The organism is Pseudarthrobacter chlorophenolicus, from assembly GCF_000962805.1.
Classification (GTDB): Bacteria; Actinomycetota; Actinomycetes; order Actinomycetales; family Micrococcaceae; genus Arthrobacter; species Arthrobacter chlorophenolicus_A.
The window spans coordinates 624,514-642,218 of the sequence record NZ_JZTW01000001.1; the positions used below are offsets into that span (position 1 = coordinate 624,514).

The following is a 17,705-nucleotide window of genomic DNA, read 5'->3' on the forward strand; positions in this document are numbered from 1 at the left end:
GGTCAGCCCTCGGTGCTGCCGGACTGGGCGCCCTTGTCTGCACCAGCCACTACCTCACCGTTGCGGCGGCGGGTGCGGGTGCGGGGACGGCGGGTCCGCGAAGACTTTTCGGCGTCGGACGCGGTTGCTGCTTCCGGGCCGGCCGCCGGGGCTGACGCGGCTTCGGCAGCATCAGTGGACGTACGACGACGGCGCTCAGCGGAGCGGCCCGCTTCGGAGCTGCGTCCGTCGCGTCCGCCGGAACGGCTCCGGCCGCGGCCTTCACGGTCCCGGCCGTCGTTTCCGCGGCTTTCCCGGCTGTTCTTCTTGCCGGTTTCGCCGAGGTCCTCGAGGACCTCGGCGTCGACGCCCGCGAGGGTGCGCTTGTTCCGGGGCAGGCGGCCCTTGGTTCCCTCGGGGATGTCCAGCTCTTCGTAGAGGTGCGGGGAAGAGGAATACGTCTCCACCGGCTCCGGGACGTTCAGGCCAAGGGCCTTGTTGATCAGGGCCCAGCGGGGAACGTCATCCCAGTCAACAAACGTGACGGCCGTGCCCTTGTTGCCCGCACGGCCGGTGCGGCCCACGCGGTGCAGGTAGATCTTCTCGTCCTCGACGCACTGGTAGTTAATGACGTGCGTGACGTCATCGACGTCGATACCGCGGGCAGCAACGTCGGTAGCCACCAGGACGTCCACCTTGTTGTTGCGGAAGGCGCGCAGGGCCTGCTCGCGGGCACCCTGGCCCAGGTCGCCGTGGATTGCTGCGGCGGCAAAGCCACGGTCCACCAGTTCCTCGGCCACCTTGGCTGCGGTGCGCTTGGTCTTGGTGAAGATGATGGTCCGGCCGCGGCCGCGGGCCTGCAGGATGCGGGCAACCACCTCGGTCTTGTCCATGCTGTGTGCACGGTAGATCAGCTGCCGGATGTCCCGCTTGGTCAGGCCCTCGTCATCGGGGTCCGCCGCGCGGATGTGGGTGGGCTGGGTCATGTACCGGCGTGCCATGGCGATGACCGGGCCGGGCATGGTGGCGGAGAAGAGGAGCGTCTGGCGGACGGCCGGGGTGCCGGCGATGATGGTTTCCACATCCGGCAGGAAGCCAAGGTCCAGCATCTCGTCGGCCTCGTCCAGTACCACGATGCGGACGTTCTTCAGGCTCAGGTGCTTCTGCCGGTACAGGTCGATGAGGCGGCCGGGGGTGCCCACCACAACCTCGACGCCGTTCTTCAGCGCTTCCACCTGGGGCTCGTAGGCGCGGCCGCCGTAGATGGTGGCGATGCGGGCGTTCCGCTTGGTTGAGGCCGTCTGGAGATCGCTGGCCACCTGCACGGCCAGTTCACGGGTGGGAACAATAACCAGTGCCTGCGGGGCGCCGGGGACTGCCAGCTTGTCGTAGCCGGCGTCATCCCGGCCGACAACCCGCTGCAGGGCGGGGATGCCGAAACCGAGGGTCTTGCCGGTTCCGGTCTTGGCCTGGCCAATGATGTCGTGGCCGGACAGGGCGACAGGCAGCGTCATGGCCTGGATGGGGAAGGGGTGGGTGATGCCGGCGTCGGCGAGGGAGTCCACGATGTCCTGGCGGACGTTGTAGTCGGCGAAGGACTTTTCCGCGATCTCGTGCGGTTTCTCATCGGAGATGATGGTCTCTTCGGGCTCGATGGTCTCGGTGCCGGTGGTGTCCGTCAACAGCTGGTGGGTATGCAATTCACTCACGGGGAGTTTCCTTATTCATTTGGGCAATCGCGCAGCATGCTCAACAGGCCGGCCGGTGAGGCTGGTCCGGAGCACGAACAAAGCGCGCAAGCAATTCCAGTGGAAGCCGATCGCGGGCTATCTAACGCTGGCACTGGCGACCAGCGGGCAAATCTCAAGATCGCGTAGGGGCGGGCTTGTTGGTTTCAGTTCAAGGAAATCAACGACCGGGCATCCATTTCTACACCTTCAGTCTAGCCGCATCGGGCCGGATTCCCTGTTTCCGCGCCGTGTGGAAGGCAGGACCGGACGGCCCGGGCTCACTGGACCAGTTCGAAGTGCACTTCACGGGTAGCTATATCGGACGACACCAGGCGGACCCGGACCTTGGTGCCGGACTCCAGCTCACCGGCGCAGCGGGCCGTCACGGCAGGGTCGGCGATCTGGATGATTCCGGAGGACCCGTTTCCGTTGCCGTTCTTTCCGTTGCCGTTGCCGTTCTCTTTCTGCGGCTTCGACCCCGAAATCACAATCGCGTCGAACTCCTGGCCGATGTGGTTGACCAGCAGCGCAGCCTCCACCGTATCCAGGGCCATGCGCTCCATCCGGGACGCCAGCTGGTCCGAGCCCGCCATGATCTCGGGGAGGGTGGGAAGCGCCTCCCGTACCCAGCCGGGGACGGTACCCCCGTTGCTGAGCGCCTCGCAGGTCACCAGCACAAAGCGGTCCACCAGGCGGCGCAGCGGCGCGGTGGTGTGGGCGTAGGCATCGCCGATTGCTGCCTGGATTGCCGCCTCCGGAACATCGCCGTCAAAGGCGGTGTACCCGGCTCCGCGGAAGAGCATGCCGGCCGAATGCATGATGGCCAGCTGCCTTGGGTCCGTTGGGTCAAGGGTCCGCAGGTATTCGCCGTAGCCCACCTCGCCGTCCCATGGCTTGCCCAGCGCCTCCGTCTGCAGCCGGAAATGGTGCAGGGAACGCTCGTCCGGTGGCGGCATGGTGCGCAGGATCCCCACCTTGGCGTCGAGCATGATCCTGGCGGCAGCCATCCCCGTCATCAGGGAAATCTGGGCGTTCCAGTCTTCGACGGGCAACTGGGGAGCAGCAGCTATGCGGAAGCCGCCATCGGGCAGCTGGACGATTTCCTGGTCCGGCATGTTCAGGCTGGCACCGTTCCGGGCGCGTTCCAGGCGGACACGCTTGAGTCCCACTTCCTTCAGCAGGCCCAGCAGGGGAGAGGCAGTTCCGGCGTCCAGATCAGCCTGTGCACCTTTGTAGCTGAGCTTCGCACGGCTTCGGACGCGGGCCCGGCGAACATTGACTGACGTTACCTCGGCGTCGCCGTCGAGCCGGAAATCCCACACGAAGGCCGAGCAGTCCTGATCCGGCAGGAGACTGCCGGCACCTTCACTGATGACTTCCGGATGCAGCGGAATGCGCCCGTCCGGTGCGTAGAACGTCTGGCCCCGGCGCCGGGTTTCGGCATCCAGGGGTCCGCCGGGCGCAACGAACGCCGGGACATCGGCGATGGCGTACAGGACGTGGTACCCGCCGTCGTCGTCCGTTTCGATGAAGAGGGCCTGGTCCAGGTCCGTGGACGACGCCGGATCGATGGTGACGAACTCCACGGCCGTCAGGTCGTAGGCCGGCAGGCGCAGCGCAGCCACCGCGGCCTCGGCGTCCTCGACCGCGTCACCGGGGTAGGGGCCCGGAAGTTCCAGCTCCGTCCGCAGCGCCGCCAGGGCCTCTTCCAAGGCATTGGTGCGCTCATGGACGTTGGGAGCCAGCCGATGATGTGACACGAAAATCAGCCTAACCCCAAGTCATCCGATTACGCAGGGAATCGGTGCGGGGCGCGGTCCTGACGTGTTGCCGGGGGTGCTGTGCGTTTCGGCAACCCGGATTGCGGGAAGCCGGCAGCTTCAGGAAGCTGCGCCGTCCAGGGCGGAACGAAGCGAGGCAGCGGCGGCAGCGGGATCGGCGGCGTCGGTGATGGCGCGGACCACCACGATCCTTGACGCCCCGGCCGCCGCCACCTGGTCAACGTTGGAGTGGTCGATCCCGCCGATCGCGAACCACGGCACATCACTGGGCGCATTCGCGGCAGCATACTTCACCAGGTCCAGGCCGACGGCGGCCCGGCCGGGCTTGGTGGGGGTGGCCCACAGCGGGCCCACGCAGAAGTAGTCGAGGCCCGCAGGTCCTGCGGCGTCGGCCAGGGCGGCGTCCACCTGTTCCGGCGTGTGGCTGGACAGGCCGATGGCGGCGTTGCCGTTGAGCAGTGTCCTTGCGGCCGGCACCGGCAGGTCTTTCTGGCCCACGTGGAATACCGGGGCACCGGAAAGGACCGCAGTGTCCGCCCGGTCGTTGACGGCCCAGAGCCTCCCGTGCCGCTGGGCTGCTTCCTTGAGGGCGGCCAGGAGATCCAGTTCCTCGGCCGCCTCGATGGCCTTGTCCCGAAGCTGGATGATGTCCACCCCGCCTTCGAACGCCGCGTCCACGAATTCGGCGAAGTCGCCCCGGCTGCGGCGCGCATCCGTGCAGAGGTACAGGCGTGCGGATTTCAGGGCGCCGTTACCCGCTGCGGTGGTGAAGGCATCGGTGCCGGGTGCTGCGGCGGGGGCAGGTGTGTGGGACACATTCATGGCTGCAAGCCTAGTTCCTCTACACTTGCCTCGTACTGCGGGAGCCCGCGGCAGCTGTCACAAAGCGCCGGGCTGAGAGGGCGTCAGAGCCGACCGCTTGACCTGATCCGGGTAATGCCGGCGTAGGGAAGGAGACACCATGGGCATCCCCGAAAGCCCTCCGGACACCGCAGCAGGGCCCGGCGTTGGCCACGCAATATCCGCCGACGTAGCTGTGATTGGCGGGGGCGTCATTGGCCACGGCATCGCCTGGGAAGCCAGGCGCTCAGGCCGGTCCGTGGTGCTGATCGACGATGCACCGGGATCGGGCGCCAGCTGGGCGGCGGCAGGCATGCTGGCCCCCGTCAGCGAGCTGCATTACCAGGAGGAAGAGCTCCTGGGCCTCATGCTGGATGCATCGGAGCGCTGGCCGCAGTTCGCGGCGGACCTCACCGGCGTCTCAGGCCGCGGTTGCGGGTATCTGGCGACGCCGACCCTCACCATTGGCGCCGACGCTGCAGACCGGCAGGCACTGATGGACCTGCGCACCGTGCAGCAGGCCAATGGTCTCGCCGTGGAACCCCTGACGGTCCGCGAGGCCCGGCGCCGGGAACCGCTGCTCAGCCCAGGCATTGCCTGCGCACTGGATACCCCGGCGGACCACCAGGTGGATCCCCGAAGACTCGTGGAGTGCTTCCGGGCAGCCCTGGCCAACCACCTGCCGGCAGGCGGTGCCGGTGGTGTGGGCACTGCCGTTGCCGGCGCGCTGGACGGATTCGCCGTGCAGGACAGGGCAGTGGGACTGGAGTGGACGGACGGTGCCGTGGCCGGTGTCCGGCTCGCGGGAGGCGGAGTGGTGCTCGCCGGAGAAACGGTGGTGGCCAACGGCATGGCGGCGAGCTCCCTCGACAACCTCCCGGCGGGACTTCGGTTACCTTTGCGCCCCGTGCACGGCGACATCCTGCGGCTGGCCGTCCCCCCACACCTGCGGCCCTTGCTGACGTCCACCGTCCGCGGTCTGGTGCGCGGTGTGCCCGTCTACCTGGTTCCACGCGAGGACGGAACCGTGGTCATCGGTGCCACCCAGCGGGAGGATGCCCTCGGGGGAACCAACGCAGCATCCGGAGCTGTGCCGGCGAATGCCGGCTCTAATGCGGCACCGGCAAGTGCAGTGTCCGCTGGTGGCGTGTACCAGTTGCTTCGCGACGCCCAGGTTCTGGTGCCTGCGGTGGCAGAGCTGGAATTGCTCGAATGCACCGCGCGGGCCCGCCCGGCCACGCCGGACAATGCCCCGCTGCTGGGCAGGGTGCCCATGGACGGGGGAGAGGGCAGTGCAGCCCATGTTCCCGGACTCATCGTGGCCACAGGATTCTTCAGGCACGGCGTCCTCCTCACCCCCGCCGCGGCCGCCATCTGCCGCGACCTGATGGACGGAAAAGCGGACCGCCGCTGGCAGCCGTTCCGTCCGGACCGCTTTTCCGGCCGGATCCCGGCCCCGAGCTTCAACATCAAGGAGACAGCATGAACATCACCCTGAACGGGGCATCCCGCACCGTGGCGGACGGTGCGTCCATCACGGCATTGGTCAGCGAAGTGACCGGACGCGCGCTTTCGGCCGACGGCCAGGCAACCGACGGACAAAGGCTGGGCGTGGCCGTAGCGCATAATTCCGAAGTGGTGCCCCGCAGCAAGTGGCACGGAACCGCGCTCGCGGACGGAGACGACGTCGAACTCGTCACCGCAGTACAGGGAGGCTGACACCATGATCGAAGCGAACACCGTTTCCGAATCGACAACTGCTACCTCTGCGGCGCCCGGCAGGCATGACTCCCTCGTCATTGACGGCATTGCCCTGGAGTCGAGGCTCATCATGGGAACGGGGGGCGCGCCCAGCCTGGACGGCCTGGGCGCGGCCCTGGTGGCCTCCGGAACATCCCTCACCACGGTGGCCATGCGGCGCTACTCACCTGCAGAATCGGGCTCCCTGTTCCAACTGCTGGTGGACCACGGGATCAGGGTCCTGCCCAACACGGCAGGCTGTTTCACTGCGCGGGACGCCGTCCTGACCGCCGAACTGGCCCGGGAAGCGCTGGAAACCGACTGGGTGAAGCTTGAGGTCATCGCAGACGAGCACACGCTCCTGCCGGACGCCGTCGAGCTGGTGGATGCCACCGAACAGCTGGTCAACCGCGGCTTCAAAGTCTTTGCCTACACCAATGACGACCCCGTCCTGGCCCTCCGGCTTGAAAACCTGGGCGCCACCGCGGTGATGCCGCTGGGATCTCCAATCGGTACAGGGCTGGGGATTCTCAACCCGCACAACATCGAACTCATTGTTTCCCGGGCCAACGTGCCAGTGGTCCTTGACGCAGGGATCGGAACAGCATCTGACGCAGCGCTGGCCATGGAACTTGGGTGCGATGCAGTCCTGCTGGCCACGGCGGTGACCCGTGCCCAGGACCCTGCCCTGATGGGTGAGGCGTTTAAGCACGCCGTCATCGCCGGACGGCTGGCAAAGGAAGCCGGTCGGATTCCCCGCCGCGAGCACGCCCTGGCATCGTCCGCCATGGAGGGCCGGGCTGAGTTCCTTTAGCCAGTGATGTTCCAAGGGCTGCGGCTCTTGGGGGACTGGCCGCTTAAACGGCTGTGGCCGCCACCGTTGAAGGTGGCGGCCACAGCCGTTTCCGGGGGCTAACGCCTCAGGATGGCGGTCAGCCGATGGGTATCGTTCCTCGCCCGGGTGCGGCCCAGGACAAGCACCGCCCCGACGGAGGCCGCCGCGCCCAACACTATGGGCAGCACCCAGGGAATCCACGTCAGTCCGGGAAGATAGCCGAACCCGGCCGCCATCAGGATGATCCACGTCAGTGCAGCCACCCCGACGGCTACGCCGGCCGGAAGGCCTGCGCCGTACTTGGCATGACGTTTGTCATTGGCCCAGACAATGAAGCCGGCCGCGACGGTGGCCAGCACAACAATAACCAGGGAAAGCATGGGTCTCCTCCGGGAAGCAGGGCTGTTCCGGCCGGTGCTAGAACTGGCCGAAACCTACGCGCCGGACTTCTTCGGCGCCGATTTCCACGTAGCCCAGGGCGTTGCCGGGAACAATGATCAGGCGCCCCTTGTCATCGGTGAGGCGCAGTTCGCTGCCGCCCTTGATGGCTTCTCCCACAACCTTGGCCACGGTCTCCGCATCCTGGTTTGATTCCAAGACGATCTCGCGGCCAACGTTCTGCACGCCGATCTTAATTTCCACAGGGGCCTCCCAGCCGGTCAGGTTCTTTGATGATGGTCTATTTGTAGTCTAGGACTCTTTGGGGAAGCGAGAGATTCCGCGCCAAGCTAAACGGTAGATCAGGTCGCTGGCCACATCGAGGTCCAGGTTGCCGTCCGTTTCCAGCCAGTACCGGGCACTGACCTGGGCCATCCCCGCAAGGCCGCGGCCCAGCAGTTCCGCTTCGAGGTGGGGCAGCTTGGTGTCCCCGGCAATCACCCGTGCAATGGCGTCGGCAAAGGTCCGGTTGAAAGTTTCCAGGCGCGTACTGACATCGGGATCGTTGACGAGGTCGGACTCGAAGACCAGGCGGTGGGCCTGGTCGTCGCTGGCGATGAACCGGAAGTAGGCCCGCATGACAGCCTGGACGCGTTCCTTGTTGTCCGTGGTGGAGTTCAGCGCCCCCAGCATCAGGTCTGTCAGGGACGCGAGGTGGCTGTCCAGGAGGGCCAGGTACAGCTCCCGTTTGGACGGGAAGTGCTGGTACAGGACCGGCTTGCTCACATGGGCGGTCTCGGCGATCTCATCCATGGCGGCCCCGTGGTATCCGTTAGCCACAAAGACTTCCTGCGCTGCGGAAAGAAGCTGGGCCCGCCGTTCGTCGCGGGGCAACCGGGCCGACCGTTGTCCTGCCGGTCGCGAGGAATTTTGCGGTTCGGCTGCCGGCGGGCGGTCAGCCCGTGCTTCATGGACCACAGTTGTCCTTCTTTCCATTGCAGTTACCCCCTACTTTACTGCGGGGTAATATGACCCGGCGGTACCCCGGGGCATACATTGAAGTATGGCTTCGACGTTCACTGCAAATGTTTCGGCAGTTTCCCTTGATCCTTTGGTGGAACCCGCCGCGGAACTCACCTCTGAAGAGGTGGAACGGTATTCCCGGCACCTCATTATTCCGGAGATAGGCTCGGCTGGGCAGCGGCGGCTCAAGAACGCCAAAGTACTGGTCATCGGCGCCGGCGGGCTGGGATCGCCCGCGTTGCTGTACCTCGCCGCCGCGGGCGTTGGAACCCTGGGAATCATCGACGACGACGCTGTGGACCTGAGCAACCTTCAGCGCCAGGTCATCCACGGTGTGGCAGATGTGGGACGGCCGAAGATCGAATCGGCGCGCGACGCAATCGCCGCCCTGAATCCACTCGTGGACGTCCGGTTGCACCAGGTCAGGCTGGACGCTTCCAATGCGCTGGAACTGTTTGCCGATTACGATCTCATCCTTGACGGCGCCGACAATTTCGCCACCCGCTACCTGGTCAATGATGCCGCCGCGATCCTGGGAAAGCCGTACGTCTGGGGTTCAATCTTCCGGTTCGACGGCCAGGTCAGCGTCTTCTGGGAAAAGCACGGACCCACCTACCGCGACCTCTACCCGGAAGCGCCCCCCGCCGGCTCTGTTCCCTCCTGCGGCGAGGGCGGCGTCTTCGGCATGCTCTGCGCTGCCGTGGGATCACTGATGGTGACCGAGGCAGTGAAGCTCATTACCGGCGTCGGCCGTTCCCTGCTGGGGCGGGTGGTGCTGTTCGACGCCCTGGGCGGAAGCTGGCGTGAGATCCGTGTGTCAAAGGACCCGGCCGCCGCACCTATCACCGAACTGACTGACTACGAAGCCTTCTGCGGCATCGAGCCGCAGGCGCCCGCGGACACCGAACACACCGTCACCGCCGCCCAGCTGGCCACCATGCTCGCTTCGCGGAAGGCCGGGCTGAAGGACTTCGACCTGGTGGACGTGCGGGAACCGGGTGAATTTGAGATCGTCAGGATCGACGGCGCCGTCCTGATTCCGCAGGGCCGGATTCTGGCCGGGGACGCCTGGGCGGAGATGCCCCAGGACCGGGACATTGTGTTCCTGTGCAAGGCGGGCACCCGCTCGGCGAACGTCCTGGCAGCTGCGCAGAAGGCCGGATACCGGCGCGTGAGCCACCTCGACGGCGGCATCCTTTCCTGGGTGCGCGAGGTGGAGCCGCAAAAGCCCGTCTACTGACCCGATGCCCTATCAGATATGGCTCCTAAACCAGTGGTTTAGGAGCCATATCTGATAGGGCAAGTGGGTGGGGTCAGGCGCTCTCGAGGCCCTTGTGGTCCACCGGGCATTCCGCCTGGCCGGCCGCGGGGGCCGCTGTTCCGGGCTGTTCCACGGTAATGCCGTAGAGCGCTTCCAGGGCCGCCACATAGTCATCCTGCTGGCCGTTCGCGGCGAGCTCGCGGGCGCGGACCGTGGGGACGTGCAGCAGCTGCTTGACCATCCTGCGCAGGGCAAACTCCACTTCCTCAGCCGCTGCAGTGCAGCCGTGCCGGGCGCGTACCTTTTCCATTTCGGCGTCCAGGACGTCCATGGTGTGCCGGCGGAGCGCAACGATGGCAGAGTCCACTGACCTGGCTTCGCGTTCCTGTTCGAAAGCCTTGGCGGCGCCCTTAACAATGCCGCTGGCCTGCGCCAGCGATTCGGCCTGCTCCTGCGGCGCAGCGAGGCGCACGGATTCGAGCGTCAGCAGTTCCACGCCATCGAGTTCGCCCACGGCGGGATCGAAGTCGTGGGTGAGGGCAAGGTCAATGGCGATCAGCGGCTGGGTGGAACCGGCACGGACCTGCGCCAGTTCGTCGGCTTCCACGCGGGTATCCGAACCGCTGCAGCCGATCATGACGTCCGCTGCGGCCACTGCCGGGCGGAGCGAGTCAGCGTCCAGGGCGGTGCCTCCGCGGGTCGCGACGAATCCTTCGGCGCGGCCGGACGAGGAGAAGACCGACACGTCGGTGCAGCCGCGCTCACGCAGCAGCGCCATGGTGGCACCGGCGTACGCGCCGGTCCCAAAAACAACAACCTTCTTGGCCGACCAGTCAGGGTTCTCGGAAAGGTCTGTTGCGAGGTCCAAGGCTACGGACACGATGGACAGGCCCCGCGAGCCGAGCGCGGTCTGGGCGCCGACGTCCTTGGCGGTCTTGGAGGCGGCCTGGAAGAGCCGGACCAGCCCGGAGCTGGCAGTGCCCTCATGCTGGGCGGTGATCAGGGCGCGCCGCACCTGGCCGGCAATTTCGCGTTCGCCCACGACGGCGGAATCGAGTCCCGCGCTCACGGCGAAGAGGTGCCGGGTCACTTCGGGGCCGGTCCGGGTACTGAAGGAGCGGGACACGAGCGGTTCGGCGAGCCCGCTATTGGCACTGATCTGGGCAACCAAGGCAGCGCGGGCGGCCTCGACGTCGTCCGTATTCGGAGCCTCGCCGTAGATTTCGTACCTGTTGCACGTAGCCAGGACCACGGCGCCGGACACTGCCGGCGAGCCGGTGAGCACGGAAGCGGCAATCCCGGAGGAACCGTTGCTCAACTGAGCAACAGTCTCAAGATCGATGTCGGCGTGTGTAGCCACCAATGAAAAAAGAACCACAGCAGACCCATCATAGCTTTTTCGCAGCTCCGTAGAACAACAGGTATCCCAAAGATGGCCTGTGACGGGCTGTGATTCCTGCCACCGGGCGGGCACCAGGGGCCGCCCGTGACAGCCTGTCGTTATCTTTTGCGGCTGATTTTGGGCACAATCGAAGGCATGACTCCTAGCCCTGCCGTCTCCGCTGCCGGCACACTCGCCGCAGACCATCCGCTCATGGATGGCCGCACCGCAGACTCCCCGCTGATCACGGCTTATCGGGGCGGCAAGCCGTCCCGCCGCCCCGTCTGGTTCATGCGGCAAGCAGGGCGTTCACTGCCGGAGTACCTGAAGGTCCGCGAAGGCATCGCCATGCTGGACTCCTGCCTCCGGCCTGAACTGGCCTCGGAGATCACCCTCCAGCCGGTCCGCCGGCACGACGTGGACGCGGGCATCTTCTTCTCGGACATCGTGATTCCACTCAAGCTGGCCGGGGTGGGCGTCGACATTGTCCCCGGCGTTGGCCCTGTGCTGGACAAGCCCGTCCGGACTGCAGCGGATGTAGCCGCCCTCCCGAAGCTGACCTGGGAAGCCCTCGAACCTATCCGGGAGGCCGTCCGCCTCACCGTTGCCGAACTGGGCAAGACGCCCCTGATCGGCTTTGCCGGCGCACCGTTTACCCTCGCCGCGTACATGGTGGAAGGCAAGCCCTCGCGCGACCACCTGGGCCCGCGCACCATGATGCACGCCGATCCGGAAACCTGGAACGCCCTGGCCAACTGGGCTGCCGACGCTTCCGGCCTCTTCCTGCGCGCCCAGCTCGAGGCGGGAGCATCCGCAGGCCAGCTCTTCGATTCGTGGGCAGGCTCGCTGGGCCTTGCTGACTATCAGCGGTTCGTGGCGGCGGCATCCTCCCGCGCCCTTGACCACGTCCGCCACCTTGGCGCGCCGCTGATCCACTTCGGGACCGGCACCTCAGAACTCCTCGTGGCCATGCGCGATGTCGGGGTGGACGTGGTAGGCGTGGACTACCGCCTGCCGCTCGACGAGGCCAACCGCCGGCTGGGCGGTTCCGTGCCCCTGCAGGGCAACATTGACCCCGCCCTCCTGTCCGCTCCGTGGGAAGTCCTCGAAGCGCACGTCCGCGAAGTCATTGCCGCCGGATCCGGTGCACCCGGCCACGTCCTCAACCTCGGCCACGGCGTCCCGCCGGAGACCGACCCGGACGTCCTGACCCGCGTGGTCAAGCTCATTCACTCCATCTCCCCGGAGTAGCCGCATGGACAGCTCGCCGGCAGAAGCCAGCAGCGCACTGGTGGTGGGCGGCGGCATATCCGGCCTGCTTTCCGCCAGGGAACTCGACGCAGCCGGCTACCGGGTGACGGTGCTCGAGGAAAGTGACGCCTGGGGCGGTTGCGTGGGCAGCCACACCGTGGCAGGGATCAACCTGGACAGCGGTGCGGAATCGTTCGCCACCAGGTCCGACGCCGTCGCCTCCCTCGCCGCTGAACTCGGCCTCGATGCCAACATCGTGCCGCCCCGGCCGGGCGGCGCATGGGTGCAGCTGCCCGAAGGCCCCCGCGAGCTGCCTAAGACAGGTGTCCTGGGGATTCCGGCCAATCCGTGGGACCCGGAAGTCAGGCGTTCGCTCGGCCTCTTCGGTGCCCTCCGGGCCTCAGCGGACCGCTTCCTCCCGGCGTCGGTGGGGGCCGGCACGGATGTGACGAGTGTGGCTGCGCTGGTCCGCGCGCGGATGGGCAAGCGTGTCCTGGAGCGGCTGGTGGCGCCGGTGGTGGGGGGCGTCCACTCGGCCGATCCGGGGATGCTCGACGTCGACATGGTGGCCCCCGGTCTCCGTGCCGGAATGCGCCGGGAGGGTTCGCTCGCTGCCGCGGTTTCGGCGCAGCGCCGTGGCAAGGCCGGCGCTCCGGCAAAAGCCGGCTCCGCTGTCGCCGGGCTCAAGGGCGGCATGCACACGCTGATCGACGCACTGGTAGCAGACCTTGCCGCGAGGGGAGTGAAGCTCCTGACGGGCACGCGCGCTGAATCCGCTGACCGCACTTCCGGGGGATGGCGGGTAACCGCAGGGCAAACAACCTACAGCGCAGCCGTCCTGGTGGTGGCCACCGACGGGCCGGCCGCCGTCGACCTCCTGGCGCCGACCGTGCCGGGAATCGCCGGAAAGAAGCCCGGCACGGGGCCAGACGTGAAGCTGGTGACCCTGGTCATCAGCAATGCGGCGCTCGACAGCCGCCCGCGCGGCACCGGCGTCCTGGTGGCGCCGCAAACGCCCGGCATCGGCGCGAAGGCCTTGACACACGCCACCGGTAAATGGGAATGGCTGCGGGAAGCCGCCGGGGACCGGCATGTGGTACGGCTGTCCTACGGGCGGGCCGACGGTGATGGCGCGCCAGAGAAGCGGCACAACGGTCCGGAGACCGATGCGGAACTGCTTGCAGCTGCCCTGCACGATGCCTCGGCCCTGCTGGAAGTTCCCATCCGGCGCAGCGACGTTGTGGACTGGGACGTGGTCCGCTGGCGCGGCGCGCTGCCGTTTGCGGCGGTGGGGCACCGGGCCCGGGTGGCCTCCATCCGTCAAGCCTGCTCCGCCACCGGCGCCCTGGCCGTCGTGGGCGGCTGGGTGGCCGGCAACGGCCTGGCAGCCGTGGTGTCCGACACCCGGACGCAGCTGCAAAACCTGCTGCCCTGACCATCGCCGCTGGTCAGGAGGAGCACCGCAGCTACTTGGCCCCGCCGCGCAGATAGCGGCGGCCGTTGCAATTTTCCTTTCCCCTACGGCTTTGGTTAGGGTCGATGACCATGGTTCAACACAGGTCCGAGCTTTCAATGTCCCGGACCGGTATCCATGGGGGAATCCGACGCAGCGCAGCAGCAGCAGCAGTCGGAGCGGTACTGGTTCTCACCACAGGCGCGCAGGCGTCCCAGGCAGACCAGGGGACGGCTGACCCCGGCGACAGTACGGCGTCGGTGACGTTGGATGCGGGTTCGTTGCCCGCGGATGTGTCCCTCACAATCGGCTACGGTGCGGCCAAGGACTCCGACGAATCCGGTCAAACAGCAGCCGCCAGGAATTCCCACCGGCGGACGGCGACCTCCGCCGTGATTTCGGTGCCGGCGTCGCTGGTCCCGGCGGTGCAGGCATCCCTGACGGCCTCGGCCACAGCCACTGTCGCACCCACAGCCACAGTTGCTCCCACGTCCACTGTCGCACCCACGGCCACAGTTGCTCCCACGTCCACTGCCCGGCTGACAGCTCCGGCCGTGACGCTCCCGCCGCTTCCCATTCCGGATCTGCCCCGGGTGGAGGCGCCGCAGGCCCCCGCAACCGCGGCTGCCACGGCTGCCGGCCCGCCCTCGGCCGCGGAAGGCGCCGCCCCGTCAGCCGAAACTGTTCCGGGCAGCAACGCTGCCGCCGGTGGCGCTTCGGATACTGCCGGACCGGCGGGCCTGGACCGTCTGGTGTCTGCTGCCAAGGGGCCCGAACGGGTCGCGGATACCCGCGTGCCGCGGGCCGCGACATTGCCGGGCAGCGCCGCTGCCAGCAGCACCGTGCGGAGCACGGGGACGCTGATGCCGGCGCAGTCGGAAATGCAGACCGCCGTAGTCTGGCTGGGCATCGGCCTGGTAGCCGTCGGCGGTGCAGCAGGACTCGTTTACCTGCGTCTTCGCAGGCCCTGACTGGCGGCCATCCAGCGCCGGACGATGTGGCTTCTGTGACATTAAGCACTTCTACGCTTTGTAGAAGTCTCCGGTTTCGACTTGGGGGTAGCGAAGGGGCAAACTTGTAACCATGAGCCACACTTCTGCCGAATCTGTCACTAAAACCGAAGAATCAGCCGAGCAGTTCTTCACCCTCTGGACGGTCTTCAAGCGGTCCGGGCAGGTTGCCCGCAGCGCCGACGCTGCAGCTGACTTCGAAACGCTGCTGGAACGGCTCGCGGGCGCCGGTGTCACGCACCGCGGCAGCTACGACGTCTCGGCCATGCGCGCCGACGCCGACGTGATGGTGTGGCTCCACGGCCCCAAGCCGGAGGCCCTGCAGCAGGCCATCCGCGACATCCGCCGCAGCGACCTGTTCGCAGGTACGGAGATTGTCTGGTCCGCCATGGGCGTCCACCGCGAGGCAGAGTTCGCCAAAAACCACACCCCGGCGTACTCACGCGGCGTCGCCCCGGCCGAATGGCTCTGCGTCTACCCGTTCGTCCGCTCCTACGAGTGGTACATCCTGCCCGACGCCGAGCGTGGAAAGATGCTCCGTGACCACGGACTGCTGGGCCGGGACTTCCCCCAGGTCATCTCCAACACCGTTTCCTCCTTCGCCCTGGGCGACTGGGAATGGATCCTTGGCCTTGAGGCCCCCGAGCTGGTTGACCTCGTCGACCTCATGCGCCACCTCCGCGCCACCGAAGCGCGGAACCATGTCCGTGAAGAGATCCCGTTCTACACCGGACGCCGGATCTCCGCCGAAGAAGTAGCCGAGGTACTCGCATGAGCCCGCTCGACCCCCAGACCACCGCCGCCAACCCCGTCACCGAGGCCGGCCGCATGGCTCCCAAGAATTACGACGCCGTCCTCCTTGCCTCCTTCGGTGGTCCCGAGGGCCAGGACGACGTCATCCCGTTCCTCCGGAACGTCACCCGCGGCCGCGGCATCCCCGACGAGCGGCTTGAGGAGGTTTCGCACCACTACCGCGCAAACGGCGGCATCAGCCCGATCAACCAGCAGAACCGCGAGCTCAAGGCCGCGCTCGAGGCTGAGCTCGCTGCCCGCGGAATTGAACTGCCCGTACTGTGGGGCAACCGCAACTGGGCGCCGTACATCCCGGAGACGCTGCAGGATGCGTACGACGCCGGGCACCGCCGCCTGCTGATGGTCACCACCAGTGCCTACTCCTGTTACTCCAGCTGCCGCCAGTACCGCGAGGACATCGGCATGGCACTGACCGAGACGGGCCTGGACGGCCGCCTCGAAGTGGACAAGGTCCGCCAGTACTTCGACCACCCCGGTTTCGTGGAGCCGTTCATTGAGGGCACCGCTGCAGGCCTCGCCGAGGTCCGCGCAAAGCTGGCCGAGGCCGGGACCCCCGACGCTCCGGTCCAGATCCTGTTTGCAACGCACTCCATCCCCACCCGGGACGCCGAGGCCGCCGGCCGGTCCGAGGGTGAACCGCGTGAATTCGAGGACGGCTCCGCCTACGTGGCGCAGCACCTTGCCACGGCCGCTGCTGTGATGGAACGCGTGAAGGAAGAATCCGGACTCACCGCGGACTGGTCCCTGGTGTACCAGTCGCGGTCCGGTGCCCCGCACGTGCCGTGGCTTGAACCGGACATTAATGACGCCATCGAGGAACTCGCAGGCAAGGGCACCAAGGGCATCGTGATCGTCCCGCTCGGCTTCGTCAGCGACCACATGGAGGTCGTCTGGGACCTGGACACCGAGGCCCTGGAAACCTGTGCCAACCTGGGCCTGGCGGCTACCCGTGTCCCCACACCGGGGACGCACCGCAAGTTCGTCAACGGGCTGGTGGACCTGATCTCCGAACGCACGCTGGCCAACAACATCAGCGACCGCCCGGCGCTGACCGGCCTTGGGCCCTGGTACGACGTATGCCGGCCCGGCTGCTGCGCAAACTTCCGCGGCGAGAAACCCACCATTGCAGGGACAGACACCACCGTCGGCACCGGCCACGACCCGTACCCGGCTGGCGAAGCAGGCACCGCGTCCGGCCAGTCCGGGGAAGCAGCGCAGCAATGACTGTCCGCATCGGTACCCGGGCCAGCAAGCTTGCCCTGACCCAGACGCAGCAGACCGCGGACCAGCTCGCCGCCGTCGGAGGTTTTCCCGTGGAGCTCGTCCACATCCGCACCGACGGCGATGTCCTCACCGGACCGCTCTCGCAGATGGGCGGCACGGGCGTGTTCGTGGCCGCACTGCGCGATGCGCTGCTGAGGGACGAATGCGACGTGGCGGTCCACTCGCTGAAGGACCTGCCCACGGGTGGAGCCGTGGGCCTGAGCCTCGCGGCGACTCCCAAACGCGTGGACGTCCGCGACGTGCTGTGCGCCAGGGACGGACTCAAGCTCGCGGACCTTCCCCCAGGTGCCAAGGTGGGGACCGGTTCGCCGCGACGCGCAGCCCAGTTGCGGGCCGCGCGCGCCGACTTGGAGATCGTGGATATCCGCGGCAATGTGGACACCCGCCTGGGCCGCGTACCCGGCCTGCCCGGCAACGCCACCTCCGACGTTGTTCCGGGGAAGTCCTGCGACCTCGATGCCGTGGTGCTGGCCGCAGCGGGCCTTGAGCGCATCGGCCGGCTGGACACCGTCAGCGAATACCTCGAACCAGACGTGATGCTCCCGGCCGCCGGCCAGGGGTCGCTCGCCATCGAGTGCCGCACCGCCGACGCGCCGCGCAAACCCGGATCAACAGAGGGATCCCAGGGAGTCCTGGCGCAGGCCCTGGCAGCCCTCGATGACCCGGACACCCGGCTGGCCGTCACCGCGGAACGCGCCCTGCTGGCCCGGCTTGAAGCCGGCTGCGCCGCCCCCGTCGGGGCCTACGCGTACCGCAAGGGCAGCATGCTCCACCTTGAAGCCGTGGTGTGTGCCGTGGACGGGACAGCGTCCGTCCGGGACAAACGCGCCACGGACGGGCTCACCGAAGTGGGCGCCACGCTGCTGGGCATCGAACTGGCCGAAGTCCTCCTCGCCGGCGGCGCCGCCGACATCGCCGACCTCCAGGCCTCCTGACCCGACGATGA

17 protein-coding genes and 1 riboswitch are annotated in these 17,705 nt (G+C 67.4%); of the genes, 10 read left to right on the forward strand and 7 right to left on the reverse strand.

What is annotated here, in order from left to right:
* Nucleotides 1-2 precede the first annotated feature (2 nt).
* The 3 genes from UC32_RS02915 to thiE all read right to left on the reverse strand — a co-directional run bounded on the left by UC32_RS02915 (nt 3) and on the right by thiE (nt 4,312).
* The gene (locus UC32_RS02915) at nt 3-1,688 is read right to left on the reverse strand and encodes a DEAD/DEAH box helicase (RefSeq protein WP_045729706.1); all 1,686 of its coding nucleotides are present in this window, start codon (nt 1,686-1,688) and stop codon (nt 3-5) included.
* Between the two features lie 299 nt (nt 1,689-1,987).
* The gene (locus UC32_RS02920) at nt 1,988-3,469 is read right to left on the reverse strand and encodes an RNB domain-containing ribonuclease (RefSeq protein WP_045729707.1); all 1,482 of its coding nucleotides are present in this window, start codon (nt 3,467-3,469) and stop codon (nt 1,988-1,990) included.
* Between the two features lie 120 nt (nt 3,470-3,589).
* The gene (thiE, locus tag UC32_RS02925) at nt 3,590-4,312 is read right to left on the reverse strand and encodes a thiamine phosphate synthase (protein ID WP_200896296.1); all 723 of its coding nucleotides are present in this window, start codon (nt 4,310-4,312) and stop codon (nt 3,590-3,592) included.
* 27 nt (nt 4,313-4,339) lie between these two features.
* Nucleotides 4,340-4,458: riboswitch (TPP riboswitch) on the forward strand.
* Here thiE and thiO point away from each other — a divergent pair.
* The 3 genes from thiO to UC32_RS02940 all read left to right on the forward strand — a co-directional run bounded on the left by thiO (nt 4,452) and on the right by UC32_RS02940 (nt 6,884).
* Nucleotides 4,452-5,816, forward strand: a complete 1,365-nt coding sequence (gene thiO, locus UC32_RS02930; RefSeq protein ID WP_045729708.1) for a glycine oxidase ThiO — start codon at nt 4,452-4,454, stop codon at nt 5,814-5,816. (Overlaps the previous riboswitch by 7 nt.)
* Nucleotides 5,813-6,049: a sulfur carrier protein ThiS gene (gene thiS, locus UC32_RS02935; RefSeq protein ID WP_045729709.1), complete on the forward strand. Its 237-nt coding sequence runs from the start codon at nt 5,813-5,815 to the stop codon at nt 6,047-6,049. Before thiO ends, thiS begins: the two co-directional genes overlap by 4 nt.
* A 4-nt stretch (nt 6,050-6,053) precedes the next feature.
* Nucleotides 6,054-6,884 carry a thiazole synthase gene (locus tag UC32_RS02940; protein ID WP_268747941.1) on the forward strand — a complete coding sequence of 277 codons (831 nt, stop codon included), beginning with the start codon at nt 6,054-6,056 and terminating at the stop codon, nt 6,882-6,884.
* Nucleotides 6,885-6,982: 98 nt separating this feature from the next.
* Here the strand turns inward: UC32_RS02940 and UC32_RS02945 are convergent, their stop codons facing one another.
* Genes UC32_RS02945 through UC32_RS02955 form a run of 3 tightly spaced genes read right to left on the reverse strand, consistent with a single transcriptional unit; the run spans nt 6,983 to nt 8,261 of the window.
* The gene (locus UC32_RS02945; protein ID WP_045729710.1) at nt 6,983-7,285 is read right to left on the reverse strand and encodes a hypothetical protein; all 303 of its coding nucleotides are present in this window, start codon (nt 7,283-7,285) and stop codon (nt 6,983-6,985) included.
* Nucleotides 7,286-7,322: 37 nt separating this feature from the next.
* Nucleotides 7,323-7,547, reverse strand: a complete 225-nt coding sequence (locus UC32_RS02950; protein WP_015937675.1) for a DUF3107 domain-containing protein — start codon at nt 7,545-7,547, stop codon at nt 7,323-7,325.
* Between the two features lie 48 nt (nt 7,548-7,595).
* Entirely contained in the window at nt 7,596-8,261 is a 666-nt protein-coding gene (locus UC32_RS02955) for a TetR/AcrR family transcriptional regulator (RefSeq protein ID WP_045729711.1), read from the reverse strand.
* 85 nt (nt 8,262-8,346) lie between these two features.
* Here UC32_RS02955 and moeB point away from each other — a divergent pair, with 85 nt between their 5' ends.
* Complete coding sequence (gene moeB, locus UC32_RS02960; RefSeq protein ID WP_045729712.1) at nt 8,347-9,546, forward strand: molybdopterin-synthase adenylyltransferase MoeB; 1,200 nt, start codon at nt 8,347-8,349, stop codon at nt 9,544-9,546.
* 73 nt (nt 9,547-9,619) lie between these two features.
* Here the strand turns inward: moeB and UC32_RS02965 are convergent, their stop codons facing one another.
* Nucleotides 9,620-10,945, reverse strand: coding sequence for a glutamyl-tRNA reductase (locus UC32_RS02965; RefSeq protein ID WP_045729713.1), 1,326 nt, complete (start codon nt 10,943-10,945; stop codon nt 9,620-9,622).
* A 159-nt stretch (nt 10,946-11,104) separates the two neighbouring features.
* On the opposite strand from UC32_RS02965, the gene hemE reads away from it, so the two are divergent.
* From hemE to hemC, 6 genes are all read left to right on the forward strand, one after another.
* The gene (hemE, locus tag UC32_RS02970; RefSeq protein ID WP_045729714.1) at nt 11,105-12,199 is read left to right on the forward strand and encodes a uroporphyrinogen decarboxylase; all 1,095 of its coding nucleotides are present in this window, start codon (nt 11,105-11,107) and stop codon (nt 12,197-12,199) included.
* A gap of 4 nt (nt 12,200-12,203) precedes the next feature.
* Nucleotides 12,204-13,634, forward strand: coding sequence for a protoporphyrinogen oxidase (hemG, locus tag UC32_RS02975; protein WP_045729715.1), 1,431 nt, complete (start codon nt 12,204-12,206; stop codon nt 13,632-13,634).
* 110 nt (nt 13,635-13,744) lie between these two features.
* A complete protein-coding gene (locus tag UC32_RS02980; RefSeq protein ID WP_152642532.1) occupies nt 13,745-14,623 on the forward strand; it encodes a hypothetical protein in 879 nt (292 codons plus the stop codon).
* A gap of 112 nt (nt 14,624-14,735) precedes the next feature.
* Nucleotides 14,736-15,437, forward strand: coding sequence for a hydrogen peroxide-dependent heme synthase (gene hemQ / locus UC32_RS02985; RefSeq protein ID WP_045729717.1), 702 nt, complete (start codon nt 14,736-14,738; stop codon nt 15,435-15,437).
* On the forward strand, nt 15,434-16,699 hold the full coding sequence (locus tag UC32_RS02990) for a ferrochelatase (protein WP_045729718.1): 1,266 nt from the start codon (nt 15,434-15,436) through the stop codon (nt 16,697-16,699). The genes hemQ and UC32_RS02990 overlap by 4 nt, the downstream gene beginning before the upstream one ends.
* The gene (gene hemC, locus UC32_RS02995) at nt 16,696-17,694 is read left to right on the forward strand and encodes a hydroxymethylbilane synthase (protein WP_045729719.1); all 999 of its coding nucleotides are present in this window, start codon (nt 16,696-16,698) and stop codon (nt 17,692-17,694) included. The genes UC32_RS02990 and hemC overlap by 4 nt, the downstream gene beginning before the upstream one ends.
* The last annotated feature ends 11 nt before the right edge of the window (nt 17,695-17,705 follow it).

Excerpts from the sequence above, each read along its gene's own strand:
- thiO (WP_045729708.1), top strand. The coding sequence starts at position 4,452 with ATGGGCATCCCCGAAAGCCCTCCGGACACCGCAGCAGGGCCCGGCGTT.
- hemG (WP_045729715.1), top strand. The coding sequence starts at position 12,204 with ATGGACAGCTCGCCGGCAGAAGCCAGCAGCGCACTGGTGGTGGGCGGC.
- UC32_RS02945 (WP_045729710.1), bottom strand. The coding sequence starts at position 7,285 with ATGCTTTCCCTGGTTATTGTTGTGCTGGCCACCGTCGCGGCCGGCTTC.
- hemC (WP_045729719.1), top strand. The coding sequence starts at position 16,696 with ATGACTGTCCGCATCGGTACCCGGGCCAGCAAGCTTGCCCTGACCCAG.
- moeB (WP_045729712.1), top strand. The coding sequence starts at position 8,347 with ATGGCTTCGACGTTCACTGCAAATGTTTCGGCAGTTTCCCTTGATCCT.
- UC32_RS02980 (WP_152642532.1), top strand. The coding sequence starts at position 13,745 with ATGGTTCAACACAGGTCCGAGCTTTCAATGTCCCGGACCGGTATCCAT.
- hemQ (WP_045729717.1), top strand. The coding sequence starts at position 14,736 with ATGAGCCACACTTCTGCCGAATCTGTCACTAAAACCGAAGAATCAGCC.
- UC32_RS02940 (WP_268747941.1), top strand. The coding sequence starts at position 6,054 with ATGATCGAAGCGAACACCGTTTCCGAATCGACAACTGCTACCTCTGCG.
- thiE (WP_200896296.1), bottom strand. The coding sequence starts at position 4,312 with ATGAATGTGTCCCACACACCTGCCCCCGCCGCAGCACCCGGCACCGAT.
- thiS (WP_045729709.1), top strand. The coding sequence starts at position 5,813 with ATGAACATCACCCTGAACGGGGCATCCCGCACCGTGGCGGACGGTGCG.
- UC32_RS02990 (WP_045729718.1), top strand. The coding sequence starts at position 15,434 with ATGAGCCCGCTCGACCCCCAGACCACCGCCGCCAACCCCGTCACCGAG.
- hemE (WP_045729714.1), top strand. The coding sequence starts at position 11,105 with ATGACTCCTAGCCCTGCCGTCTCCGCTGCCGGCACACTCGCCGCAGAC.